Source organism: Thioclava sp. DLFJ5-1 (assembly GCF_002020115.1).
In the GTDB taxonomy this organism is placed as follows: domain Bacteria; phylum Pseudomonadota; class Alphaproteobacteria; order Rhodobacterales; family Rhodobacteraceae; genus Thioclava; species Thioclava sediminum.
Map to the genome: position 1 here is coordinate 176545 of NZ_MPZU01000005.1, position 23194 is coordinate 199738.

Here is a 23194-nt window from a genome sequence, read left to right on the forward strand (position 1 = left end):
TATGAGCGGAAAAACCGAAACGCCAGAGGCGGCAAACGCGAGCACGGGCGAGCCCCCGAACGACGCGAACGGCACGGTCGCGGATGCTTATCGCGGCAACTGGGTCGACCGGCTGGCTCCGGCATGGACGCGGCCCTATCTGCGGCTCAGCCGCGCCGACCGTCCGATCGGGACGTGGCTGCTGCTGCTGCCTTGCTACTGGTCGATCGCGCTGGCCGCGGCCTCGACGGGCGGCTTCATCTGGTGGGACCTCTGGCTCGCAGTCGGCGCGTCGATCGGGGCCTTCCTGATGCGCGGCGCGGGCTGCACATGGAACGACATCACCGACCGCGACATCGACGCAGGCGTGGCGCGCACCCGGTCGCGGCCGATCCCCTCGGGGCGGGTCTCGACGAAACAGGCGCTGGCCTGGGCGGTGATCCAGTCGCTGATCTCCTTCGCGATCCTGCTGACCTTCAACACGCCCGCAATCATCCTCGGGATCGTCTCGCTCGGTCCCGTCGCGATCTACCCCTTCGCCAAGCGCTTCACCTGGTGGCCGCAGATCTTCCTCGGCATCGCGTTCAACTGGGGCGCGCTGCTGCTATGGGTCGCGCATACCGGCAGCCTGAGCTGGCCGCCGGTCGTGCTCTATTTCGCGGGCATGGCGTGGACGCTGTTCTACGACACGATCTACGCGCATCAGGACAAGGAAGACGACGCGCTGATCGGGGTGAAATCCACCGCGCGGCTCTTTGGGGACGATAGCGCGAAATGGCTCGGCGGCTTCCTGATGACTTCTGTTGCGCTGATGACCATCGCGGTGATGGGTGCGCTGCTGCCCGGCGCGCCGCCGCTGCGCCTCGCGATCTCGCTGCTCGCGCCCTGGGCGATGGGGTGGCACATGCTCTGGCAGATGCGCCAGCTCGATATCGACGAGCCGGACACCTGCCTGAAACTGTTCCGCGCGAACCGCGACACGGGCCTCATCGCTGCGCTGTTTCTCGCCGTTGGCGCAATCGTGTAACGGCGTTTCGATTGATCCCCGCGCCCCTGCGCCTTAAGGAAACGGGATAAAGATTCCCTGGGGGAGGGCCTGAGACCGATGCGCAGCCGCGCCACCTTGTTGACGATCGCCGCCTTTGTCCTCGCACTCGTCGTCTCCGCAGTCATTGCGGGTGGCGCTGCGACCGTTGTCGAGAAATCCACGAAACAAGAAGTGCGCGTCGCGATGGAGGCGCAGGGCTACGGCTGGATGCGGGTCCATACGGATGGGCTGCAGGTGATCCTCTCCGGCACCGCCCCGACCGAGGCCGAGCGCTTCCGCGCCGTCTCCGAGGTCGACAAATACGTCGATAGCTCGCGGGTCGTCGACAATACCGACACGCAGATCACCAAGCCGATCACGCCCCCCGCCTTCTCGCTGGAGATGCTGCGCAACGAGAACGGCATCTCGCTGATCGGGCTGGTGCCCTCTTCGGTCGACCGCGATGCGATCGTCGAGAAGCTCTCGAAAGTCGCGGGCGAGGATGGCGTCACCGACATGCTGGAGAGCGCCGATTACCCGGTGCCCGGCGGCTGGGACGAGGCGATGCAATTCGCGATGACCACGATCGAGACGCTGCCGCGCTCTAAGATTTCGGTCACCGCCGGCAAGGTCTCGGTTCAGGCGATCACCGACAGCCCCTCCGAGAAAGGCCGGGTGGAAACATCGCTCGCACGCCGCCGCCCCACCGATCTCAAGCTCAGCTTCGACATCTCCGCGCCGCGCCCCGTGATCACCCCCTTCACCCTGCGCTTCCTCATCGACGACGAGGAAGGCCCGCATTTCGACGCCTGCTCCGCCGATAACGAGCGCGCGCGCGACCGCATCCTGACTGCCGCCCGCGCGACAGGCGCGAAAGGCACGCTGACCTGCACCATCGGCATGGGCACCCCGTCGCCTGATTGGTCCAAGGCCGCGCAGATGGCGATCAAGGCGGTCGGCGATCTCGGCGCGGGTTCGGTGACCTTCTCCGATGCCGATATCGCACTCGATGCCCCCTCGACCGTCGATCAGCAGAAGTTCGACGATGTCGTGGGCGAGCTGGAATCGAACCTGCCCGGAGTGTTCTCGCTCAAGGCCAAGCGCGAACCGGCCCCCGATGCGAAAGCCGCCGAGGCCAGCTTCACCGCGACCCGCGATGGCGACGGCCATGTCGAGCTCAAGGGCCGCGTAACCGATGCGCGCGAACGTCAGACCATCGAAAGCTACGCCCGCGCCAAGCTCGGCCATGACAATGTCCATGGCGCGACCCGCGTCGACAAAGAGCTTCCCGCCGGTTGGCCGGTGCGCACGCTGGCCGCGCTCGATGCGCTGTCGGTGCTCCATGACGGCAAGGTCACGGTCACCCGCGACGGTATCTCGGTCAACGGCATCTCGGGCGATCCGCAGGCCTCCGACACGATCTCGCGCATCCTGACGAGCCAGCTTGGCGAAGACGCGCAGATCGACCTGAGCGTGAAATACGACAAGCGCCTCGATGAGCAGCTGGCCCTGCCGACCGGCAAGGAATGCGTCGCGCGCCTCAATGAGACGCTGCAGAAGAAGAAGGTCGATTTCGATCCGGGTTCGGCACAGGTCGCCTCGGAAAGCCTGGACGCGCTCGACGCTTTGGCGGAATCGATGAAGAACTGCACGGACTTCAAGATGGAAGTGGCCGGCTACACCGACAATCAGGGCCGCGAAGAAATGAACCTGCAGCTGTCGCAACAACGGGCGCAGGCGGTGATCCGCGGGCTTCTGGACCGTGGCGTGTTGATCGGCAATCTCGAAGCGAAGGGCTATGGCGAAGCGCAACCGATCGCCTCGAACGACACCGAAGCAGGCCGCGAGAAGAACCGTCGGATCGAGTTCGTGCTGCTGGATGAGGCGCCGGTGGGCGACGACGCGCTGCCCGATGCCACCGCAGATGCGACGGGCGCCGCAGAAGACGGCGAGCCGCATTGGAACGGCGCCGTGACCGACGACGGTGCGCCCGCCACCGAAGACGGCGCGCAAAGCGAAAACGGCGATGGGGACACCGCCGCAGAACCGGGGGAAAACACCCCGCAAGAAGAAGAAATTCCGGTCGAGACGCCCGGCGATGAAACGCCGCGCCCGCAATCCCGGCCGGAGGACCTGTCGAAGGGCTGAAGGGACGTCATATGAACAGAACCGAATTCATCATCGCCACAGCGATCATCCTTTTCGTGGCTTTCGCTCTCGGCTGGTTCGCGAGCTGGTTGATCCACCGCCTCACTCGCGTGAGCCAAGCCGATATGGGCGAACTGGAGCAGATGGCGCAGGCGCTGCATGAAGCCGAAGAGACCCGCGATCAGGCGCTCGTCTATGTCGAGCAGCGCGAGGCAGAACTGGCCAATCAGCTCAGCCAGACCGAGGCGGAACTGCGCGCGGCGATGGATGGCCTGCGCGACGCGCGCCACGAGGCCGAAGAACTGCGCGCCTATATCGAGCGCTCGAAAGAGGCCTGAGCCATCGCCGCGCTCGCCGAGGGCGCGGCATCGTGGCCACGCCCGGCGAAACTCGGACATCTCGCGCTTTGGCCCGCCTGTCGAAAGTGGTATCGCCCTCTCTGTCCGCCCCGCGCGGCAGTCCCGCCAGCCAATAGGTGCGCCATGCTCCAGACCCTTCCCGTGATGCGCGTCCCCACAGGCACACCCGCATGAGCGCCGACCCGATGCCCCGCGCCGCGGGCCGCTCCCTACCCGATGCGATCTGGCCCCTGAGCATCGTCGCCTATTTCGCCTTCCAGACCCTCTACCGCACCGCCTTGGGCGGCGCGCTCGGGCTCGACGATGCGCAGATGATATTCGATGCGCGCAGCTTCGCGTGGGGCTACGGCCCGCAACTGCCGCTTTTCGCGTGGCTGCAGCATCTGGTCTTCATGGTGACCGGGCCGACGATGTTCGGCCTCGCGCTTTTGAAAAACACCCTGCTCTGCGGCACCGTCCTGACCTGCTACGGGCTGATGCGCACGCGGCTCGATCCGCGGCGGGCATGGGTCGCGACGCTGGGCCTCGTGCTGCTGCCGCAGATCGCATGGGAGAGCCAGCGCGCCCTGACCCATTCGGTGCTTGCGACCTTTTCGGCGGCGTTATGCTTCGCGACGATCTGGTGGATCGCGCGCCGCCCCAGCCTCGCGGGCTTCGTGACGCTCGGACTGGTGCTGGGCTTGGGGCTGCTGTCGAAATACAACTTTGTGCTGCTGCCGATCTCGACGACCCTCGCGCTGATCGGTTTTCCCGAGTTCCGCGCGTCCTTCCGTGATCGCCGCCTGTTTCTGTCGCTGCTGATCGCCGCCGCAATCGCGCTGCCGCCCTATGTCTGGATCCTGAACCATCCCGAGATCGCCTTCGCCTCGGCAAAGAAATTCGACGCCGCCGAAGACGTCTCACTGGGCGCGCGGCTTGTCGGTCCGGTTCTTGCAACCGGTCAGGGTGTTCTGAATTTCCTCGCTTTGCCGCTGCTGGTCGGCGGGCTGCTCTACTGGCGCTACCGGGAGAGAAAACCCGACGCGCCGCAACCGCTGCTGCGGCTGATGCTGCGCGTGATGGTGATCGGGCTCTTGCTGCTGCTGATCGGTGCGCTTGCGGTCGGTGCGGGGCAGATTAAGGATCGCTGGCTCCAACCGCTGCTGTTCCTCGCGGGCCCCGCGCTTGGCCTGTGGCTTTTGCCCCGGCTCAGCGCGACCGGGCTGCGGCGGCTGCAGCAGGTCTACGCGGTGCTGCTCGTACTGGTGACGATCGCGCTGCCAGTGCATTTCTTCCAGGGCAAGAGCCGCAATGCCGCCCCCTTTGAGACGCTGGTGCCGCAGCTGGTGGCCGCCGTTGGCGCGGATGCGACCCTGATCGCGCCGCAATGGGAAGGCGCGAATATCCTCTATCGCGCGCCCCGGATGACGGTTCTGAATGCCAGTTCGGACTTTACGAAACCCCTGCCCGACGGCCCGGCCTTCGTGATCTGGGACGGCACGAATGCGGCAACCGGCGCGGGCCTTCTGCGCGCGACTTATCCGGATCATCCCGACTGGACGACCGGAGAGGTGCAGCAGCTCGCGGCGCCCTACCCCTTCGCGGATGGGAAAAACTTCACCCTCTCATTCGCGCCGGTCGTGAAGCCGGGCGATCAGCCCCGCTGAGGGGCGCGGATCTCCGGCAAGGCCGCCTTCACCAGCGGATGCAGCTCCAGCTTGTCGGCCGCCGCGAGGAACGTGTCGCGCATCGCGGGCGCCCAATTGGCATTGATGTGATCGGCGACGGCATGCGCCTGATCGCCGGGCTGGCTCTCGAAGAACTGCGCGATCTGATTGGCCATCCCGGCGAGTTTCTCAGGCTTCATGCGGTGGCCTCCTGCGGCGCGGTGTAAAGCGCGAGGCCCCGGCCTGCGCGCGCGATAACGGTAAGGCCCGCGTCCCGTGCCTCACTCACCGCAAGCGCGGTCGGGGCGGAGGGGCCGACGATCACCGGGATACGTAGCGTCACGACCTTCTGGATCAGATCGACCGAGAGCCGCGAGGTCATCACCAGCGCGCCGCTCGCCGGGTCGATCCCTTGCCGGATCAGCGCCCCGATCAGCTTGTCGAGCGCGTTGTGCCGCCCGACATCCTCGCGCGTCAGCACGATCCCCTTGCCCGGCTGCCAGAAGCTCGACGCATGGGCGGCGCGGGTCTCGTCCTGCAGCGGCTGGTGGTCGCGCAGGGTCTCGAGCGCCTCCGTGGCCTGCTCCGGCGTCATGGTGAATCGCGGCGGGCGGACCGGGGACAACTTGCGCCGTGCCTCTTCCAGCTGTTCGATCCCGCACAGCCCACATCCCACCGGGCCCATCGTGGCGCGGCGGCGTTCGGCAAAGCGTGCGCCCGCAGGCGCTGCCAGCCAGTTGCGCGCTTCGATCCCGGCCTCGGTCACCTCGAGCTCTTGCCGGGTGATCTCGGACGCGTCCGCGATCAGCCCTTCGGACAGCGCGAAGCCCAGTGCGAAATCCTCCAGATCGGCGGGGCTTGCCATCATCACCGCCTGCGTCACCCCGTCGAAGGACAGCGCCACCGGCACTTCCTCGGCGAGCCGCTGCACCGCGCCGCTGGGCATGTCCCAATCCGTCGCTGTCATTCAGCCGCCTCGACGCGGCGGGTCAGCTTGGTCTGTGCTGTGTAAAGCTCCTGCCAGTCCGAGGGCCCGTTCGAGAGCCCCACCTGCACCGCCGTCACCTTGTATTCCGGGCAGTTCGTCGCCCAGTCGGAATTGTCGGTGGTCACGACATTCGCCTGCGTGTCGGGGTGGTGGAAGGTCGTGTAGACGACGCCGGGAGAGACCCGATCCGTGATCGTCGCGCGCAAGGACGTCTCGCCCGCCCGGCTCGCCAAACGCACCCAATCGCCGTCGCGGATACCGCGCGTCTCCGCGTCATGCGGGTGGATTTCCAACCGGTCCTCGGCATGCCAGACGGAGTTCTCGGTCCGCCGCGTCTGCGCGCCCACGTTATATTGCGACAGGATGCGCCCCGTCGTCAGCAGCAGCGGGAAGCGCGGTCCGGTGCGTTCCTCGGTCGCGACATAGGCCGTGCGGATGAACCGCCCCGAGCCGCGCACGAAGCCATCCTCGTGCATCACCGGCGAGCCTTGCGGATGCGCGTCGTTGCAGGGCCACTGCACCGAACCCATCTGGTCGATCAGATCGTAGGTGACGCTCGCGAAGGCCGGCGTCGTGCGCGCGATCTCGTCCATGATCTCGGAGGGGTGGGTGTAGCTCCACCCCGCGCCAAGCGCATTGGCCAGCGCCTGCGTCGCCTCCCAATCGGCCAGCCCCGCCTTGGGTGCCATGACCTTGCGCACCGGGTTGATCCGGCGCTCGGCATTGGTGAAGGTCCCGTCCTTCTCGAGGAAAGTCGAGCCCGGCAGGAAGACATGGGCGTAGCGCGCGGTCTCGTTCAGGAAGAGATCATGCACAATCACACAGTCCATCGCGGCAAGGCCCGCGGCCACGTGATGGGTGTCGGGATCGGATTGCAGGATATCCTCGCCCTGAATGTAGATTGCCTTGAAATCCCCAGCGACGGCCGCGTCGAGCATGTTCGGAATGCGCAGCCCCGGCTCGGGGTCGAGCGTGACGCCCCATTCCACCTCGAACCCGTGGCGCGCGGTATCGTCCGAGACATGGCGGTAGCCCGGCAGTTCATGCGGGAACGACCCCATGTCACAGGAGCCCTGCACGTTGTTCTGGCCGCGCAGCGGGTTCACGCCCACACCAGGCCGCCCGATATTGCCGGTCATCATCGCGAGGTTGGCGATCGCGATCACGGTGGTCGAGCCCTGGCTATGCTCGGTCACGCCCAGCCCGTAATAGATCGCCCCGTTCGGCGCGGCGGCATAGGTGCGCGCGGCCTCGCGAAGCGCCTCGGCCGGGACGCCGGTCAGCTCTTCGACGGCTTCCGGCGAATGGGCCGGATCGGCGGCGAATTCGGCATAATCCGACCACTCGTCCCAGTCGCAGCGCTCGCGGATGAACGCCTCGTCGAACAACCCTTCCGTCACGATCACATGGGCCATCGCGGTCAGCACCGCGACATTGGTACCCGGACGCAGCGGCAGGTGATGCCCCTCGCCCATATGCGGGGTCTCCAGCAGGTCGATCCGGCGCGGGTCGACCACGATCAGCTTCGCCCCCTGCCGCAGCCGCTTGCGCAGGCGCGAGCCGAAGACCGGGTGCCCGTCGGTCGGGTTCGCCCCGATCACCACCGCGCAATCCACCTGTTCGACAGAGTCGAAATCCTGTGTGCCAGCCGAGGTCCCGAAGGTCTGCTTCAGCCCGTAGCCGGTGGGCGAATGGCAGACGCGGGCACAGGTGTCGGTGTTGTTCGTCCCCATCACCGCGCGGGCGAGTTTCTGCACGAGGAAGGTTTCCTCGTTCGTGCAGCGCGAGGAGGTGATGACGCCGACGGAATCCTTGCCGTGTTTGGCCTGCGCACGCTTGATGCCGTTCGCGGCAAACTCCAGCGCTTCTTCCCAAGACACTTCGCGCCACGCATCGGTGATGCTGTCGCGGATCATCGGGTTCAGGATGCGATCGCCATGGTTCGCATAGCCCCAGGCGAAACGGCCCTTCACGCAGCTATGGCCGCGGTTCGCCTTGCCCTCTTTCCACGGCACCATGCGCACCAGCTGGTCGCCACGCATCTGCGCCTCGAAGGAGCAACCCACGCCGCAATAGGCGCAGGTGGTGACCACCGACCGCTCCGGCACGCCGATCTCGTCGACGGTCTTCTCCTGCAGGGTCGCAGTCGGGCACGCCTGCACACAGGCGCCGCAGCTGACGCAATCCGAGTTCAGGAAATCCTCCGTTCCCGTCGAGATGCGGGCATCGAAGCCGCGCCCGTCCACGGTCAGCGCGAAGGTGCCCTGCACCTCTTCGCAGGCGCGCACGCAACGCATGCAGACGATGCATTTCGACGGATCATAGAAGAAATACGGATTGGAGTCGTCACGCGGGATGTAGAGCGGATTGGCCCCCTCCGCCGCGCGCGTCTCGACATGGTTCTTGCCCGGCGCATAGCGCACGTCGCGCAGGCCCACGGCCCCCGCCATGTCCTGCAATTCGCAATCGCCATTGGCCGCGCAGGTCAGGCAATCCAGCGGGTGATCGGAGATATAAAGCTCCATCACCCCACGCCGCAGCCGCGCGAGCTGATCGGTCTGGGTCTTCACGACCATGCCCTCGCGCACGGGCGTGGTGCAGGACGCCGGCGTGCCGCGCATCCCTTCGATCTCGACCACGCAGAGGCGACACGAGCCGTAAGCGTCCAGCATATCGGTCGCGCACAGCTTCGGCACGGTGATCCCGGCCTCGGCGGCGGCGCGCATCACGGAGGTGCCCTCGGGCACGCTCACATCCATGCCGTCGATCACCAGCGTCACAGGCGGGCCCGATTTTTCAGGCGTGCCCATATCGGAGAGTTTCGGCCCATGCACTCCGTCGGGGATGATGAAATCCTTCATTCCGCAGCCTCCTGTGAGAGCGAGAATTCTTGCGGGAAAAGCCGGATCGCCGAGCGCACCGGGTAGGGTGTGAAGCCCCCCATCGCGCAGAGCGAGCCCTTCTCCATCACTTCGCATAGCTCGTGCAGCAGCTCGATCGCCGCCGGGTCGCCCGCCGCCACGCGGTCGAGCGTCTCGATGCCGCGCACCGCGCCGATCCGGCAGGGCGTGCATTTCCCGCAGCTCTCGATGGCGCAGAACTCCATCGCGTAGCGGGCGAGCGCGAGCATGTCGGCGCTGTCGTCATGCACTACGAAGCCGGCATGGCCCACCAGCCCGCCCTGATCGGCAAAGGCCTCGTAGCAGACCGGCAGATCGAAATCGTCCGGCCCGTGATAGGCGCCCAGCGGCCCGCCGACCTGTACCGCCTTGAACGGACGCCCCGAAGCGGTGCCGCCGCCGATCTCGTTGACCAGCGTGCCGAGGCTCATCCCGAAGCCGGTCTCGAACAGCCCGCCATGTTTGACATTGCCCGCGATCTGGATCGGGATCGTCCCGCGCGAGCGGCCCAGCCCGAACTCCGCATAGGCAGCACCGCCATGGACCAAGATCCACGGCACGGCGGCCAGCGAAAGCACGTTATTGACCACGGTCGGCCTGCCGAACGCCCCTTCCAGCGCGGGCAGCGGCGGCTTGGCGCGGACCATGCCGCGCTTGCCTTCGAGCGAATTCAGGAGCGACGTTTCCTCGCCGCAGATATAGGCGCCCGCGCCGACGCGAACCTCCAGATCGAAGGCCGGTCCCCGCCCCATCAGCCTGTCGCCGATGATCCCGGCTGTGCGCGCGGCCTTGATCGCCGCGTTCAGCGTACGGATCGCATGGGGATATTCCGAGCGGACATAGATGAAGCCCTTGGTCGCGCCGACTGCGAGACCGGCAATCGCCATGCCCTCGATCAGGCAGTAGGGATCGCCCTCCATCAGCATCCGGTCCGCGAAAGAGCCGCTGTCGCCCTCATCCGCGTTGCAGACGATATATTTCTGCGGCGCCTCGGCCCCGGCGACGGTCTTCCACTTGATACCCGTCGGAAAGCCCGCACCGCCGCGACCGCGCAGGCCGGAGGTCGTGACTTCTTCGATGGTCTGCGCGCCGCCCAGTTCCAGCGCGCGCTTGAGACCCCGCCAGCCCTCATCCGCCTCGTAATCGGCAAGCGAGAGCGGATCGGTGCGCCCGCAGCGCGCAAACGTCAGGCGGGTCTGCCGCGCGAAGAAGGGGATCTCCTCGACCGGGCCGAGCGCCTTCGGGTGATCGCCGTCTTCGAACAGCGCCGGCACATCCTCGGGCGCCATCGGGCCGAAGCCTTGGCGCACACCGTCGCGCTCGATCTCGACCAGAGGCTCGAGCCAGATCATCCCGCGCGTGCCGTTGCGGATGATCTCGACGCTCTCGCCGCGCAGGCCAGCCGCCGAAGCGATCGCGGCAGCGACCTCATCGGCCCCACAGGCGACAGAAGCGGCATCGCAGGGAATCCAGATCTTCATGCCGAAACCTCCGCGACCAGAGCCTCGATCCGTTCGGCACTTGCACGACCGACCAACTGATCGCCCACCATCGCGGCGGGGGCGCAGGCACACAGCCCGAGGCAATAGACCGCCTCAAGGGTCACATCGCCCTTCGTTTCCCCGACTTTCATGCCTAGCGCCCGCTCCAGCCGCGCGATCATCTCGGTCCCGCCCATCGACTGGCAGGCCTCGGCACGGCACAGCTTGATCACATGCTTGCCCGCGGGCGCATCGCGGAAGTCGTGATAGAAGGAGACGACGCCCGCCACCTCGGCCCGGCTCAGCCGCAGCGCGTCGGCAATCGGCTGGTAGCAATCGGCGGGCACGCAGCCAAACGCGGCCTGCACATCGTGAAGAATGGGCAGCAGCGCACCTTCGCGCCCCGCATGATCCGCCAGAATCGCGGCGAGCCTGTCGTATTCGGTCATATCCATCCTCCCGGCCCCGATGATGGGGCGAGCATGCCCCGGCCAGCAAGTCACGACTGGTTCAATCGCGAACAGGCGCGGACAGGAACCGTCATCGCCGTGCTTGCGCGGGCAGGGGTGAGCCTCTACATCCCTCACATGAGCCTGATCCAACGCCTCCCCTTCGTCAAGAAATCGCCCTTCGTCGCGGTTATCCGTTTGCACGGTGCCATCGGCATGTCGCGCCCCGGAGCGCCCGGCCTGTCGGACGCCGCAATGGCCCCGATCATCGAGCGTGCCTTCGCGCGCGGCAAACCGGCCGCGGTCGCACTGCTGATCAATTCGCCCGGCGGATCGCCCGTGCAATCGGCGCTGATCGCGGGGCGCATCCGCAGACTTGCGGATGAAAAAGGCATTCCCGTCCATGCTTTCGTCGAAGACGTCGCGGCGTCGGGCGGCTATTGGCTGGCCTGCGCCGCCGACCAGATCTGGGCCGATCCGACCTCGGTCGTGGGCTCGATCGGGGTGATCTCGGCAGGGTTCGGCCTCGACGAATTCATCAACCGCCACGGCATCCAGCGCCGCGTTCACACGGCAGGCGGCTCGAAAAGTTTCATGGACCCGTTCCGCCCCGAGAAGGACGAAGACGTCGCGCGGCTCAACAAGCTGCTCGACGACATGCATGTCTCGTTCAAGGAGCATGTGCAGTCCCGGCGCGGCGCGAAGCTGCCGGAGGATCGCGACCTCTTCACCGGCGACATCTGGACCGGGCGGCAGGCGCTCGCAGAGAACACCGGGCTGATCGACGGGCTCGGCCATGCGGTGCCGAAGCTGAAAGAGATCTACGGCGAGAAGACCCGCATCGTGCCTTACGCGCCCAAACGCTCGATCTTCCGGCGCTTCGGTGCGCAGATCGGCGGCGAGATGGCGGCGGCCACCGCAGGCGCTTTGATCGACACGACCGAGGAGCGCGCGCTCTGGGCGCGCTACGGGCTGTAACCCGATGCTCATCAAGGGCATGACACTCTTCCTCGTCGTCATGGCGGTGCTCGCCATGTTCGGTAAACTGCGGATGCCGAAACTCAAGGGCCCGCGCGGACCCGGCAGGCTATCGGCCCGTTGCCCCGATTGCGGACGTCCGAAAATCGGCCGGGGCCCCTGCCCCTGCAAGACGACCTCCAATAGCAAGACTGCGAAGAAGACGGAGCGCCGTAAATGATCTGGGATTTCGGCGAGATCATTGCCGGGCTGGTGCTGCTGGTCGTGGCGGGCGATCTGCTGGTGAAAGGCGCAGTGGCGATGTCGCTGCGCCTTGGCATTCCTGCGCTGATCGTCGGGCTCACCGTGGTGGCCTTCGGCACCTCCGCGCCCGAGCTGATGGTCTCCGTCGCCGCCGTGCTCGACAAGGCGCCCAGCATGGCGCTCGGCAATGTCGTGGGCTCGAATATCGCCAATATCCTTCTGGTACTGGGCCTGCCCGCGATGATCTCCGCGATCCGCACCGATCTGCACGACACGCGCGAGAGCTTCGTGCTGATGATGGGGGCGACGATCCTCTTCATCCTCGTCTGCTTCATGGGCCCGATCGGCTGGGCGCAGGCGCTGCTCCTGCTCTTCGCGCTCGGCATCATCCTGTTTCGGCAAATCCGCGAGGCGCGCGCCCATCGCGCCAATCGCGGCGCGGGCGCCGGTCCCGAGACCGAAGCCGATGAAGAGGTCGAGAGCGTCGATCCGAAAATGCCGCTCTGGCGCATCGGGCTCTATGTTCTCGCGGGGCTCATCGGGCTGCCTCTGGGGGCGAGCTGGCTGGTCAGCGGCGCGTCGGAAATCGCAAGCGCGATGGGCGTCTCGGATGCGGTGATCGGTCTGACGCTGGTCGCGCTCGGCACCTCGCTCCCGGAGCTGGCGACCTCCATCACGGCGGCGATGAAGGGCCGGTCGGATCTCGCGCTCGGCAATGTCGTCGGCTCGAATATCTTCAACCTGCTCTGCATCATCGGCGTCGCGGGCCTGTTCGGCGACATTCCGGTGCCGAGCCAGATGCTGCATGTCGACCTTTGGGTGATGGCGGCGGCCTCGATCGCGCTCGCCCCGTTCATCTTCGGCAACCGCGTGATCACGCGCGGCATCGGCATCGCTTTCAGCGCCGCGTATCTGGCCTATATGGTGGCCCTCTTCATTGGAGGCAGCGCATGAAACGAGCATTGGTGACAGGCGGCGCGAAACGGCTGGGACGCGCGATGGCGCTTTATCTGGCCGAGCGCGGCGTGGACGTCGCAATCCATTATCACGGCTCCGCAGAGGACGCGGAGGCAACAGCGGCGGAGGCCCGTGCGAAAGGCGTGCGCGCCGAGATCGTGCAGGCCGATCTGCTGGACGAGGCCGCGACGGCGGAACTGGTGCCCCGCGCGGCGCAGGCGCTCGACGGGCCGCTCGATCTGCTGATCAACAACGCCTCGATCTTCGAATACGACACGATCCGCTCGGCCACGCGCGAAAGCTGGGACCGGCATATCGGGTCGAACCTGCGCGCGCCCTTCGTGCTGATCCAGCATTTCGCGGCGCAGGCCCCGGAAGCCGACCGCTCGGGCACCGAGCCCAAGGCGCGCGCGCTGGTGATCAACATGGTCGACCAGCGGATGCGCAAGCTGACGCCGGAGTTCATGACCTACACGCTCGCGAAGATGGGTCTGTGGACACTCACGCAGACGAGTGCGCAGGCGCTGGCTCCCGCTATACGTGTGAACGCGATCGGCCCCGGCCCGACCCTGCAAGGCGCCCGCCAGTCGGAAGACCACTTCAACCGGCAGCGCGCGGCGACGATCCTCGAACGTGGCGCAGACCCCGCAGATATCGTCGCGGCGCTGGGATATTTCATGGACGCACCGGCCGTCACAGGGCAGTTGCTCTGCGTCGATGGAGGCCAACATTTGGGCTGGCGGACCCCCGATGTATTAGGTCCGGAATGAGCCTGAAAACGAATCGCAGGCCAAAGTTGTGCACTGCGCGGCGGCTTGTAACAGTACCGTCACAAAAGTAGTAATCCTTTCAATAGCTTGGCGAGTGTGCGAAAAATTTATCAATGAAATCAACGCACTCGTAACTTGCTCAAAAAATGAGCAAACACTCTATCAACCCTTATATTAAGGTCGGAACCCACGGTCCCACATGTTTGCCAACAGAGTTATCCCCAAATTTCGTGGACATGTTTTTCCTTGAAAACGTCTTCGCGAGGTTGCAGCCACAGGGGAGAATCGAAGCCTGCTCATGAATGACGATGTAAACAGCAACGACGCCCTCGATCCCCCGGCGGCCACGCGCCCGCAACACGGGATGACGGGCCATGCGCTGATCGCGGATTACCTCAAGCGTCTCGACGGCTCGCCGGGCGTCTATCGGATGCTGAACGCGAAGGGCGAGGTGCTTTACGTCGGCAAGGCGCGCAACCTGAAGGCGCGCGTTTCGAACTATGCACGCCCCTCGGGGCACTCGGCGCGGATCGCCCGGATGATCCATGAGACCGCCTCGATGATGTTCCTCACGACACGGACCGAGACCGAGGCGCTGCTGCTCGAGCAGAACCTGATCAAGCAGCTCAAACCGCGCTACAACGTGCTCGCGCGCGACGACAAAAGCTTTCCCAATATCCTCATCGCGACGGACCACCCCTATCCGATGATCAAGAAGCATCGCGGCGCGCGCAAAGAGAAAGGGCATTACTTCGGCCCCTTCGCAAGCGCGAGCGCGGTGAACCGCACGCTGAACCAGCTGGAGCGGGTCTTCCTGCTGCGCAACTGCTCGGATTCGATGTTCGAGACCCGCACGCGCCCCTGCCTGCAATATCAGATCAAGCGGTGCTCGGGGCCCTGCGTCGGCAAGATCTCCGAGGAGGATTACGCAGCGCTGGTCGACGATGCGAAGCGGTTCCTGCAAGGCAAGTCCACCACGATCCAGCGCGAGTTGGCGGAGCAGATGCAGCAAGCCTCCGACGATATGGAATTCGAGCGCGCCGCCGCGCTCCGCGACCGGATCAAGGCGCTGACCAATGTGCAGCAAAGCCAGGGGATCAACCCGCGCAGCACCGCCGAGGCCGACGTGATCGCGCTCCATCAGGAGGGCGGGCAGGCCTGTGTGCAGGTCTTCTTCATCCGCGCGAACCAGAGCTGGGGCAATCACGACTTCTATCCCAAGACCGGCTCCGGCGCCGAAGCGCCCGAAATCCTGCAGGCCTTCATCGCGCAGTTCTACACGAACCGTCCGCCGCCGAAGCTGATCCTGCTGTCGCACCCGGTCGAGGATGAGGAACTGGTAAGCGAATTCCTCTCGGAACGCGCCGAGCGCCGCGTCGAGATCACCGTCCCTCAGCGCGGCGAAAAGGCCGAGCTGGTCGAGAATGCCGCGCGCAATGCCCGTGAGAGCCTTGGTCGGAAGATGTCAGAATCTGCCGCGCAGGCGAAACTGCTGGCGGGCGTCGCCGAGGCCTTCGGGCTGAAGAAGCCGCCCGAGCGCATCGAGGTCTACGACAACTCGCATATTCAGGGCGCGCATGCCGTGGGGGGGATGATCGTCGCGGGGCCCGAGGGCTTCATCAAAAGCCAGTATCGCAAGTTCAACATCAAGAACGCGGACCTGACGCCGGGCGACGATTTCGGGATGATGAAAGAGGTGCTGACGCGCCGCTTCACCCGGTTGCTGAAGGAAGACCCGGAGCGGAAATCCGAGGCTTGGCCCGACCTGCTGCTGATCGACGGGGGCGCCGGGCAGGTCTCGGCGGTGCGCGAGATCATGGACGAGATGGGCGTGAGCGATGTCGCGATGGTCGGTGTCGCGAAAGGCGTGGACCGCGACCACGGCAAGGAAGAATTCCACCGCACCGGTCAGCGCCCCATCGCCCTGCCCCGGCAGTCGCCCGTGCTCTATTACATCCAGCGCCTGCGCGACGAGGCGCACCGCTGGGCCATCGGCACCCACCGCGCGAAACGCGCCAAAGCGCAGATGGCGAACCCGCTGGATGAAGTCCCGGGCATCGGGGCGGCCCGCAAACGTGCGCTGCTTGCGCATTTCGGCTCCGCCAAGGCGGTCAGCCGTGCGGCGCCGATCGACCTGATGGAGGTCGACGGTATCTCCGAGGCGATGGCCGAGACGATCCACAATTTCTTCAACGAGAAGGGCTGAGATGACCGATCACAGCCGCCCCCCCCGCGCGCTGACCCGCGTGGCCGATCTCGAACGCGACGGGCTGACCTCCTCGGCTACGCGCGCCGATCTCGAGCGCGTAGCCGAAGAGTTCCGCATCCGCGTGACACCCGAGATGCGCGGGGCGATTGCCGATCCGACCGACCCGGTCGCCGCGCAATTCGTGCCCTCGGCGGCGGAGCTGGTCACACGCCCCGAAGAGCTGGAAGATCCGATCGGCGACGACGCGCACTCCCCAGCTCCGGGACTGACGCATCGCTATCCTGACCGGGTGATCCTGCACATCACCAAGACCTGCGACGTCTATTGCCGCTTCTGCTTCCGCCGCGAGACGGTGGGCGAAACCGGGCCGCTGCCGGAAGACCAATTGACGCAGGCGCTCGATTATATCGCGGCAACCCCGGCCATTCGCGAAGTGATCCTGACCGGAGGCGATCCGCTGACGCTCTCGACGCGCAGGCTGGGCGCGGTGCTCGACCGCCTCTCCGCAATCGCGCATCTCGACCAGATCCGGCTGCATACCCGCGTGCCGGTCGTCGCCCCCGAGCGGATCACCGAACAGCTTTGCGCCCTCCTCCACGCCGCACCGACCGCGTGGATCGTGCTGCACACCAATCACGCGCAGGAACTGACGCCCGCCGCCCGCGAAGCCATCGCGCGGCTGGTGGATCGCGGCATCCCGATGCTGTCGCAAACGGTGCTACTGCGCGGCGTCAACGCGAGCGCCGACGCGCTGGAGGCGCTGTTCCGCGCCCTCACCAAGCTGCGGGTCAAACCCTATTACCTGCACCATTGCGATCTCGCCCGCGGCACCTCGCATTTCCGCACCACCATCGCGGAAGGGCGCGCGCTGATGGCCGAGCTGCGCCGCCGCTGCTCGGGCACGATGCTGCCGACCTACGTGCTCGACATCCCCGGCGGCCACGGCAAGGTCCCGATCACCTCGGACCACTTCACACCAGGCGACGGCCCCGGAGACTGGCGCGTTACCGACCGCAATGGGACGGTGCATGCATATCGCGATCCCGCGACCCGTTAACGCGCCCTCTTCCGCTTTGCGAACCACGCAGCTAGGTTGCCTCCCATGAAATGGACCCTTCCCAATATCCTGACCGTGCTCAGGCTCTTGGCTGCCCCCGGTGTGGCGGTCTTGTTCCTTTATTTTTCCCGCCCCTGGGCCGACTGGCTGGCGCTTGCGCTGTTCATCAGCGCGGCGGTCACCGACTGGTTCGATGGCTACCTTGCCCGGGCGTGGAAACAGGAGAGCCGCTTCGGCGCGATGCTCGATCCGATCGCCGACAAGGCGATGGTGGTGATCGCGCTGGTGGTGCTGACCGGTTATTCGGGCATGAACCCGTGGCTGATCCTGCCCGCCACCGTGATCCTGTTCCGCGAGGTCTTCGTCTCGGGGCTGCGCGAATTCCTCGGCGCGGATGCCGGGCGGCTGCGGGTCACGAAGCTCGCCAAATGGAAGACCACCGCGCAGATGGTGGCGATCGCCGTGCTGTTCCTCGGCACCGGGCTCGCCTATCTCGAACAGGGTCAGGCCCCGCGCGCCGGTGAAGGCGATATCCGCTTGGGCGCCACGCCTGCCGATTTCGCGACCCATGTCGGCCTCGCGCTGATCTGGATCGCCGCCGTTCTGACCGCGATCACCGGCTGGGATTATTTCCGCAAGGCCCTGCCCTATCTGAAGGAGCCGAGCCATGATTGACGTGCTCTATTTCGCTTGGGTCCGCGAGCGGATCGGCCTGCCGCGCGAGAAGGTCGAGACGCAGGCCGCGACCGTGGCCGATCTGGTCGAGGAGCTGAAGGCGCGCGAGCCGCGCTACGAGGCGGCTTTTGCCGATATTTCCGCGCTGCGCGTCGCGCTCGATCAGGATCTGGCGGAGTTCGATGCGCCCCTAGCTGGCGTGCGCGAGGTGGCTTTCTTCCCGCCAATGACGGGGGGCTGAGATGAAGGTCTCCGTTCAGGCCGAGCCCTTCGATCTGGGCGCAGAGCTTGCCGATTTCGGCACGGGCCGCGCGGATGTCGGGGCCGTCGTCAGCTTCACCGGCATCGTGCGCGACGACACCGGCGCGATGGAGGCGCTGGAGCTGGAGCATTACCCTGGCATGACCGAACGCGCGATCGCTGGCATCGTGGATCAGGCGGTCGAGCGTTGGTCCCTGTTAGATGTGACCGTCATCCACCGCCACGGACGGCTGGGCGTGGGCGAGCAGATCATGATGGTCGCCACCGCCGCACGCCACCGCGTCGCAGCGTTTGAAGCCGCCGAGTTTCTGATGGACTACCTGAAATCCCGCGCACCCTTCTGGAAGAAGGAACACGGCCCCGAGGGCACCTCCTGGGTCGCCGCGAAGGATGAAGACGAGGACGCGCTGAAACGCTGGTGATCAGTCGCCCAGCTTGGCGTGCACCTCGTCCAGATCGACCTCTCCGATCGGCAGCTTGTTGTCCGGATCGTCGAAATCATATTGGAACAGCTGGAAATCCTTCTTGTAGATTTCCCAGATCAGGTGGCGCGACAGGTCGTCGAAATAGTCGCTCACCTTATGCGCGCGCTTCGGCCCATGCCCTTCGGATTCGTTGAACCGCGGCACCTTGGCCAGATCGACTTTCACCGGCGTCTCGACCGCGTCGAGCACCGACTGCATCCCCTCGTTGAACTTCTCGGTGAAGAAGATGTTGTCGTAGCGCCCGCCGTTGACGATGAAGGTCGAGATATGGCCCGACATAGCCGACCAGTGAATGTCCGGCTCCATCGGGCGGCGCCAGCGGATCGTGTCGCGCGCAAACAGAAGGAAGCGGCGGAACGAGGCGATCTGGTCGAAATCGAAATTATCCTCGGGCGAGCCGACCTCGATCCCGTATTTCTGGATCAGCTGCGGCACCAGCTTGCCGCGATAGCGTTTGCCGTTGCGCTGGATGCCCGCGATCTTATCGAAGAAGGACGACAGGATGCGCTGATAGGGATTGCGCACGCATGTGAAGGCGTAGCTTTTGTGGGCCACCACGTTCTCGGTGATCGGCTGCTGGCTTTCGTCCTGCGACCACTTGTGCAGCCCGGCCTTGGAATCGTGGATGTCGCCGTCGAAGAATTTCCCGTGATCCGAATAGAACATGATCTGCCCGATGGAGGAGCAGGCGCATTTCGGCACGACGCGATACACCATGCTTTCGCTCTCGGTCATCCAGGTACCGGGAAATCCCATTCAAAGCCCTCCAGAAGGTCGCATACCCGTGACCGGGTAACGCAGACATAATAAATATCGAGTAAAGAGCAAAGAAGTCCTGTCTTTTCAACGCTCATTCCGGCTAACAAGTCGGATAATACCAGCAAGTGACATCGCATCGTTTCCCGTATGGCCCGAATCGCCTTTATTCTTCTGACCCATAAGGATCCTGACGGGATCATCGCGCAGGCGGAACGGCTGACGCAGACGGGCGATTATGTGGCGATCCATTTCGACGCGCGCGCCAAGCCCGAACATTACCGCAAGCTGCGCAGCGCGCTCGATGCCAATCCCAATGTCACCTTCGCGAAAAAGCGCGTCAAATGCGGCTGGGGCGAATGGAGCCTCGTCGCCGCGACGCTAGAAGCCGTGAAAGCCGCCGTCGCCGATTTCCCGCGCGCCACGCATTTCTACATGCTCTCGGGCGATTGCATGCAGATCAAATCGGCCGAATACGCCCATAACTTCCTCGATGCGGAAGAGGTCGATTATATCGAAAGCTTCGACTTCTTTTCGTCGGGCTGGATCAAGACGGGGATGAAGGAAGATCGGCTGGTCTATCGCCACTGGTTCAACGAGCGCAATCAGCCCAAGCGGTTCTACCTCGCCTATAACCTGCAAAAGCAGCTGAAGCTGTCGCGCGAGGTGCCGAGCGATCTGCAGATGATGATCGGCTCGCAATGGTGGTGCCTGCGCAGGCGCACGATGGAGCAGGTGCTCGATTTCATCAAGGCGCGGCCCGATGTGATGCGGTTCTTCCGCACGACCTGGATCCCCGACGAGACCTTCTTTCAGACCATCGTCCATCACCTGATCCCCGAGACAGAGATCCGCACCCGGACGCTGACCTTCCTGATGTTCACCGATTACGGGATGCCCGCGAATTTCTACAACGACCATTACGATCTGCTTCTGGCGCAGGATTACCTCTTCGCGCGCAAGATCAGCCCCGAGGCGCGTGAACTGAAGCAGCGTCTGGGCGAGTTGTGGACCCGCGAGGGCGTCGAGTTCGCCGTCTCGAACGAGGGCCGCGCGCTGCATCGCTTCCTCACCGGGCGCGGCCGCATTGGCCGTCGCTTCGCACCGCGGTTCTGGGAGGCGGAGGCGACCTTGGGCCGCGAGCGCACGCTGACCCTGATCCTGTGCAAGAAATGGCATGTCGCGAAACGGCTGGTGGCCGAGTTCCGCAAACGCTCCTCGATCCCGGCGCTCGATTACGTCTTCAACGAGATGGGCCCCCTGCCCGATCTCGGCGGCATCGAGACCAGCCCGGAAAAGCGCAACCGTCACCGCCGCGCGCTGATGCGGATGGTCTTCGACCACGAGAACGCCGACCGCATGGTGATCTGCGTCGATCCCGCCGAACTGGACGTGATCGAGGATTTCACCCGCGACAAATGCCAGACCCGCATCCTCGAGATCGAGTGTCAGTTCTCCAACGACTATCTCAAGGGGCACGCGCAGCGCGTCGGCCTTGCCGGGCAGCATACGCCGCCGCAGGTGGTGGAGCAGATGCTGCCGACGATCCGCGCCGATCTGCACCACGAGTCCGAACGGCTCCGCGATGCCGAGTTCGAGAATTACGCGCTCATGCGCGAGGGCGGCGAGATCGAGGACAACGCCCGTGCGCTGGCCCATGCGCTCGACATCCCCTCCGATATGGCGCAGGAATTGGCCGAACTCGACTACATCTTCCGCGACTGAGGAGAGAGGCCATGGCCTATACTTATGACGACCAGAACATCTTCGCCAAGATCCTGCGCGGCGAGATCCCAAACGACACCGTTCTGGAGACCGAGCATACGCTGGCCTTCCGCGACATCGCCCCGAAAGCGCCCGAGCATGTCCTCGTGATCCCGAAAGGCGCCTATGTCGCGCTCGATCATTTCTGCGCTGAAGCCAGCGATGCCGAGATCGTCGATTTCCACCGCACCGTGGCCGAGGTCTGCAAGATGACCGGCGCGAGCCCGGGCGAAGGCGGCGAGGGTTATCGCGGCATCACCAATGCGGGCGAGAACGGCGTGCAGGAAGTGCCGCATTACCACCTGCACATTCTCGCAGGTCGCCCGCTCGGGCCGATGCTGCTGATGCGTTAAGGCTGGCGGCGCGCCCTTATCCCGGGCGCGCCAGACAGGCTCAGATGAGCCCGCGCTCTGCAAACAGCGCCTTCACATCGATCTCGGGCCGTGCGCCGTAATGGCCGATCACCTCGGCCGCCGCAGCACAGCCCATCTTGCCCGCCGTCTCGAGGCTCTGCCCCGTCGCGTAGCCGTAGAGGAAGCCGGCCGCGAACTGATCGCCCGCGCCCGTCGCATCGACCGGCACGACGCGCTTGACCGGGACCGTCGCACGTTCCTCGCCACGGATCAGGATCACGTCGTCGCCCGAGCGCGTGCAAACCACCAGCTCGCATTCCTCGGCAGCCTGTTTCAGCGCCGCATCCAGATCGGTCTGGTAGAGCGATTCCCATTCGTGCTGGTTGCCGATCACGTAATCCATCTGGTCGCGCACCAGACGGCGGAAATCATCGCGGTGACGGTCGACGCAGAACGGGTCCGACAGCGCGATCCCGGCCTTGCCGCCGCCCCGGTGACAGCCCTGCGCCGCCTTCAGGAACGCAGCCTTCCCGTGATCCTTGTCGAAGAGATAGCCTTCGAGGAACAGGATCTGCGTGTTCTCCACCACGTCGAGGCTGACATCCTCGGTCGAGACCTCCGCCGAGATCCCCAGATAGGTGTTCATCGAGCGCTCGCCGTCGGGCGTCACGAAGATCATCGAACGCGAGGTCGGCAGTTCGCCATCCTTGACCGGCGGGTTTGGGAAATCCGTGCCCTCGCCATGCAGAGCCGCCTCGTAGAAGCGCCCCAGCGTGTCGTCGCGCACCCGGCCGATAAAGGCCGTCGTGAGCCCGAGATTGCCCAGCCCCGCGATCGTGTTGCCCACCGAGCCGCCCGGTGCCTGCGTGCGCTCTTTCATCGCACCGTAGAGCGTCTCGCCGCGCTCACGCTCGATCAGCTGCATGATGCCTTTCTCGATGCCCATATGCTCGAGAAAGCTGTCGTCGCATTGCGCGATCACGTCCACGACGGCATTGCCGATGCCGACGACCTGATACTGTTTCAAAGGTTTTTCTCCTCAAACTGGCACAGATCCTTGATCGGACAGGCCTGACATTTGGGTTTGCGCGCCACGCAGATATAGCGACCGTGCAGGATCAGCCAGTGATGGGCGTGGCGCTGGTATTCGACGGGCACGTTGTCTTCTATGGCGCGCTCGACCGCGTCGACATCCTTGCCCGGACAGATGCCACTGCGATTGCCGACGCGGAAGATATGCGTATCGACCGCCTGCGCGGGATGGCCGAACCACATGTTCAGCACGACATTCGCGGTCTTGCGCCCCACGCCCGGCAGCGATTGCAGTGCCGCGCGAGAGGACGGCACTTCGCCGTCATACTGATCGACGAGGATCTGGCTCAGCTTGATGACGTTCTTCGCCTTCTGCCGGAACAGACCGATCGTCTTGATATGCTCGGTTACGCCCTCAAGGCCCAGCTCCAGCATCTTCTCGGGCGTGTCGGCCACGGCGAAAAGCTTCCGCGTCGCCTTGTTCACGCCCGCATCGGTCGCCTGCGCGGATAGCGCCACGGCCACCACCAGCGTATAGGCGTTGACGTGCTCGAGCTCCCCCTTGGGATGAGGCTCGGAGGCTTCGAACCGCGCGAAGACCTCTTTCATCGTGGCATAATCGAATTGCTTGGCCATGCTTTCCTAATGCCCGCCACGCGCGCGAAGGGCAAGGCCGC

23 protein-coding genes are annotated in these 23194 nt (G+C 65.2%); 15 read left to right on the forward strand and 8 right to left on the reverse strand.

Annotated elements, in window-relative coordinates; all coding sequences use genetic code 11:
• Position 1 precedes the first annotated feature (1 nt).
• From ubiA to BMI86_RS15790, 4 genes are all read left to right on the forward strand, one after another.
• The gene (gene ubiA / locus BMI86_RS15775; RefSeq protein WP_078542241.1) at positions 2-1006 is read left to right on the forward strand and encodes a 4-hydroxybenzoate octaprenyltransferase; all 1005 of its coding nucleotides are present in this window, start codon (positions 2-4) and stop codon (positions 1004-1006) included.
• Positions 1007-1084: 78 nt separating this feature from the next.
• Positions 1085-3154 (forward strand): OmpA family protein, encoded by a 2070-nt coding sequence (locus BMI86_RS15780; protein ID WP_078542242.1) that lies wholly within the window; start codon positions 1085-1087, stop codon positions 3152-3154.
• Between the two features lie 11 nt (positions 3155-3165).
• Entirely contained in the window at positions 3166-3492 is a 327-nt protein-coding gene (locus BMI86_RS15785) for a hypothetical protein (RefSeq protein ID WP_078522484.1), read from the forward strand.
• A 191-nt stretch (positions 3493-3683) separates the two neighbouring features.
• The gene (locus BMI86_RS15790) at positions 3684-5159 is read left to right on the forward strand and encodes a glycosyltransferase family 39 protein (protein ID WP_078542243.1); all 1476 of its coding nucleotides are present in this window, start codon (positions 3684-3686) and stop codon (positions 5157-5159) included.
• Here BMI86_RS15790 and BMI86_RS15795 read toward each other — a convergent pair.
• The 5 genes from BMI86_RS15795 to BMI86_RS15815 are packed head-to-tail and all read right to left on the reverse strand — an operon-like array spanning position 5147 to position 10977.
• Positions 5147-5359: a formate dehydrogenase subunit delta gene (locus BMI86_RS15795; protein WP_078542244.1), complete on the reverse strand. Its 213-nt coding sequence runs from the start codon at positions 5357-5359 to the stop codon at positions 5147-5149. The genes BMI86_RS15790 and BMI86_RS15795 overlap by 13 nt on opposite strands.
• Positions 5356-6126, reverse strand: coding sequence for a formate dehydrogenase accessory sulfurtransferase FdhD (gene fdhD / locus BMI86_RS15800; RefSeq protein ID WP_078542245.1), 771 nt, complete (start codon positions 6124-6126; stop codon positions 5356-5358). Before fdhD ends, BMI86_RS15795 begins: the two co-directional genes overlap by 4 nt.
• Complete coding sequence (fdhF, locus tag BMI86_RS15805) at positions 6123-9008, reverse strand: formate dehydrogenase subunit alpha (RefSeq protein ID WP_078542246.1); 2886 nt, start codon at positions 9006-9008, stop codon at positions 6123-6125. Before fdhF ends, fdhD begins: the two co-directional genes overlap by 4 nt.
• Positions 9005-10528: a formate dehydrogenase beta subunit gene (locus BMI86_RS15810; protein WP_078542247.1), complete on the reverse strand. Its 1524-nt coding sequence runs from the start codon at positions 10526-10528 to the stop codon at positions 9005-9007. Before BMI86_RS15810 ends, fdhF begins: the two co-directional genes overlap by 4 nt.
• Positions 10525-10977 (reverse strand): formate dehydrogenase subunit gamma, encoded by a 453-nt coding sequence (locus BMI86_RS15815; protein WP_143594831.1) that lies wholly within the window; start codon positions 10975-10977, stop codon positions 10525-10527. Before BMI86_RS15815 ends, BMI86_RS15810 begins: the two co-directional genes overlap by 4 nt.
• 138 nt (positions 10978-11115) lie before the next feature.
• Between BMI86_RS15815 and BMI86_RS15820 the strand changes: the two genes are divergently transcribed.
• From BMI86_RS15820 to BMI86_RS15860, 9 genes are all read left to right on the forward strand, one after another.
• Positions 11116-11955: a S49 family peptidase gene (locus BMI86_RS15820; RefSeq protein WP_078542249.1), complete on the forward strand. Its 840-nt coding sequence runs from the start codon at positions 11116-11118 to the stop codon at positions 11953-11955.
• A 4-nt stretch (positions 11956-11959) separates the two neighbouring features.
• Entirely contained in the window at positions 11960-12175 is a 216-nt protein-coding gene (locus tag BMI86_RS21490; protein ID WP_078542250.1) for a hypothetical protein, read from the forward strand.
• The gene (locus BMI86_RS15830) at positions 12172-13152 is read left to right on the forward strand and encodes a calcium/sodium antiporter (RefSeq protein ID WP_078542251.1); all 981 of its coding nucleotides are present in this window, start codon (positions 12172-12174) and stop codon (positions 13150-13152) included. The genes BMI86_RS21490 and BMI86_RS15830 overlap by 4 nt, the downstream gene beginning before the upstream one ends.
• A complete protein-coding gene (locus BMI86_RS15835; RefSeq protein ID WP_078542252.1) occupies positions 13149-13925 on the forward strand; it encodes an SDR family oxidoreductase in 777 nt (258 codons plus the stop codon). Before BMI86_RS15830 ends, BMI86_RS15835 begins: the two co-directional genes overlap by 4 nt.
• Before the next feature lie 364 nt (positions 13926-14289).
• Positions 14290-16131: an excinuclease ABC subunit UvrC gene (gene uvrC / locus BMI86_RS15840; RefSeq protein WP_143594843.1), complete on the forward strand. Its 1842-nt coding sequence runs from the start codon at positions 14290-14292 to the stop codon at positions 16129-16131.
• A 1-nt stretch (position 16132) separates the two neighbouring features.
• Positions 16133-17191, forward strand: coding sequence for a lysine-2,3-aminomutase-like protein (locus tag BMI86_RS15845; protein ID WP_078542254.1), 1059 nt, complete (start codon positions 16133-16135; stop codon positions 17189-17191).
• A gap of 45 nt (positions 17192-17236) precedes the next feature.
• Positions 17237-17866, forward strand: coding sequence for a CDP-diacylglycerol--glycerol-3-phosphate 3-phosphatidyltransferase (gene pgsA / locus BMI86_RS15850; RefSeq protein ID WP_078542255.1), 630 nt, complete (start codon positions 17237-17239; stop codon positions 17864-17866).
• Positions 17859-18107, forward strand: coding sequence for a molybdopterin converting factor subunit 1 (moaD, locus tag BMI86_RS15855; RefSeq protein ID WP_078542256.1), 249 nt, complete (start codon positions 17859-17861; stop codon positions 18105-18107). Before pgsA ends, moaD begins: the two co-directional genes overlap by 8 nt.
• 1 nt (position 18108) lies before the next feature.
• The gene (locus tag BMI86_RS15860) at positions 18109-18549 is read left to right on the forward strand and encodes a molybdenum cofactor biosynthesis protein MoaE (RefSeq protein WP_078542257.1); all 441 of its coding nucleotides are present in this window, start codon (positions 18109-18111) and stop codon (positions 18547-18549) included.
• On the opposite strand, the gene BMI86_RS15865 is transcribed toward BMI86_RS15860, so the two are convergent.
• Positions 18550-19368 carry a sulfotransferase family protein gene (locus BMI86_RS15865; RefSeq protein WP_078542258.1) on the reverse strand — a complete coding sequence of 273 codons (819 nt, stop codon included), beginning with the start codon at positions 19366-19368 and terminating at the stop codon, positions 18550-18552.
• Between the two features lie 150 nt (positions 19369-19518).
• Here BMI86_RS15865 and BMI86_RS15870 point away from each other — a divergent pair, with 150 nt between their 5' ends.
• Both BMI86_RS15870 and BMI86_RS15875 read left to right on the forward strand, forming a co-directional pair.
• The gene (locus BMI86_RS15870) at positions 19519-21093 is read left to right on the forward strand and encodes a DUF5928 domain-containing protein (protein ID WP_078542259.1); all 1575 of its coding nucleotides are present in this window, start codon (positions 19519-19521) and stop codon (positions 21091-21093) included.
• 11 nt (positions 21094-21104) lie between these two features.
• Positions 21105-21485, forward strand: a complete 381-nt coding sequence (locus BMI86_RS15875) for an HIT domain-containing protein (RefSeq protein WP_075773907.1) — start codon at positions 21105-21107, stop codon at positions 21483-21485.
• Between the two features lie 40 nt (positions 21486-21525).
• Here the strand turns inward: BMI86_RS15875 and BMI86_RS15880 are convergent, their stop codons facing one another.
• Together BMI86_RS15880 and nth are read right to left on the reverse strand one after the other, a co-directional pair.
• Positions 21526-22512 carry an adenosine kinase gene (locus BMI86_RS15880; RefSeq protein WP_078542260.1) on the reverse strand — a complete coding sequence of 329 codons (987 nt, stop codon included), beginning with the start codon at positions 22510-22512 and terminating at the stop codon, positions 21526-21528.
• Positions 22509-23153 carry an endonuclease III gene (gene nth / locus BMI86_RS15885; RefSeq protein ID WP_078542261.1) on the reverse strand — a complete coding sequence of 215 codons (645 nt, stop codon included), beginning with the start codon at positions 23151-23153 and terminating at the stop codon, positions 22509-22511. Before nth ends, BMI86_RS15880 begins: the two co-directional genes overlap by 4 nt.
• Positions 23154-23194 lie beyond the last annotated feature (41 nt).

Bases quoted from the DNA above. Each gene is read 5' to 3' on its own strand.
- ubiA (WP_078542241.1), top strand. From the start codon at position 2: ATGAGCGGAAAAACCGAAACGCCAGAGGCGGCAAACGCGAGCACGGGC.
- BMI86_RS15780 (WP_078542242.1), top strand. From the start codon at position 1,085: ATGCGCAGCCGCGCCACCTTGTTGACGATCGCCGCCTTTGTCCTCGCA.
- BMI86_RS15785 (WP_078522484.1), top strand. From the start codon at position 3,166: ATGAACAGAACCGAATTCATCATCGCCACAGCGATCATCCTTTTCGTG.
- BMI86_RS15790 (WP_078542243.1), top strand. From the start codon at position 3,684: ATGAGCGCCGACCCGATGCCCCGCGCCGCGGGCCGCTCCCTACCCGAT.
- BMI86_RS15795 (WP_078542244.1), bottom strand. From the start codon at position 5,359: ATGAAGCCTGAGAAACTCGCCGGGATGGCCAATCAGATCGCGCAGTTC.
- fdhD (WP_078542245.1), bottom strand. From the start codon at position 6,126: ATGACAGCGACGGATTGGGACATGCCCAGCGGCGCGGTGCAGCGGCTC.
- fdhF (WP_078542246.1), bottom strand. From the start codon at position 9,008: ATGAAGGATTTCATCATCCCCGACGGAGTGCATGGGCCGAAACTCTCC.
- BMI86_RS15810 (WP_078542247.1), bottom strand. From the start codon at position 10,528: ATGAAGATCTGGATTCCCTGCGATGCCGCTTCTGTCGCCTGTGGGGCC.
- BMI86_RS15815 (WP_143594831.1), bottom strand. From the start codon at position 10,977: ATGACCGAATACGACAGGCTCGCCGCGATTCTGGCGGATCATGCGGGG.
- BMI86_RS15820 (WP_078542249.1), top strand. From the start codon at position 11,116: ATGAGCCTGATCCAACGCCTCCCCTTCGTCAAGAAATCGCCCTTCGTC.
- BMI86_RS21490 (WP_078542250.1), top strand. From the start codon at position 11,960: ATGCTCATCAAGGGCATGACACTCTTCCTCGTCGTCATGGCGGTGCTC.
- BMI86_RS15830 (WP_078542251.1), top strand. From the start codon at position 12,172: ATGATCTGGGATTTCGGCGAGATCATTGCCGGGCTGGTGCTGCTGGTC.
- BMI86_RS15835 (WP_078542252.1), top strand. From the start codon at position 13,149: ATGAAACGAGCATTGGTGACAGGCGGCGCGAAACGGCTGGGACGCGCG.
- uvrC (WP_143594843.1), top strand. From the start codon at position 14,290: ATGACGGGCCATGCGCTGATCGCGGATTACCTCAAGCGTCTCGACGGC.
- BMI86_RS15845 (WP_078542254.1), top strand. From the start codon at position 16,133: ATGACCGATCACAGCCGCCCCCCCCGCGCGCTGACCCGCGTGGCCGAT.
- pgsA (WP_078542255.1), top strand. From the start codon at position 17,237: ATGAAATGGACCCTTCCCAATATCCTGACCGTGCTCAGGCTCTTGGCT.
- moaD (WP_078542256.1), top strand. From the start codon at position 17,859: ATGATTGACGTGCTCTATTTCGCTTGGGTCCGCGAGCGGATCGGCCTG.
- BMI86_RS15860 (WP_078542257.1), top strand. From the start codon at position 18,109: ATGAAGGTCTCCGTTCAGGCCGAGCCCTTCGATCTGGGCGCAGAGCTT.
- BMI86_RS15865 (WP_078542258.1), bottom strand. From the start codon at position 19,368: ATGGGATTTCCCGGTACCTGGATGACCGAGAGCGAAAGCATGGTGTAT.
- BMI86_RS15870 (WP_078542259.1), top strand. From the start codon at position 19,519: ATGGCCCGAATCGCCTTTATTCTTCTGACCCATAAGGATCCTGACGGG.
- BMI86_RS15875 (WP_075773907.1), top strand. From the start codon at position 21,105: ATGGCCTATACTTATGACGACCAGAACATCTTCGCCAAGATCCTGCGC.
- nth (WP_078542261.1), bottom strand. From the start codon at position 23,153: ATGGCCAAGCAATTCGATTATGCCACGATGAAAGAGGTCTTCGCGCGG.